Raw genomic sequence first — 353 nt, forward strand, 5'->3', positions numbered from 1 at the left:
GCGCCTTCGGCGAGTATCTGGCGATCCCGCAGCACAATGTCGTGCCGATCCCCGACGATGTGCCCGATGAGATTGCCGCGATCTTCGATCCCTTGGGCAATGCCGTCCACACCGCATTGTCCTTCGATCTGGTCGGCGAGGACGTGCTGGTGACTGGCGCCGGGCCGATCGGCATCATGGGCGCGCTCGTCGCCCAATGCGTCGGCGCGCGCAAAGTGGTCATCACTGACATCAACCCGGTGCGGCTGGCGCTAGCCAAGAAACTCGGCGTCCAGCATGTCGTCGACGCCTCGAAGGAGAAGCTGCGCGACGTCATGCCGGTGCTCGGCATGACCGAGGGGTTCGACGTCGGG

Annotated in this window: 1 protein-coding gene; it reads left to right on the forward strand. The window is 65.2% G+C overall.

Annotated features, from left to right (window positions below):
- On the forward strand, positions 1-353 hold a 353-nt coding region (locus EOB80_RS34355; protein WP_164762842.1), incomplete at both ends, for a zinc-binding dehydrogenase.

The organism is Mesorhizobium sp. M7A.F.Ca.MR.245.00.0.0, assembly GCF_003997415.1.
Lineage (GTDB): Bacteria > Pseudomonadota > Alphaproteobacteria > Rhizobiales > Rhizobiaceae > Mesorhizobium.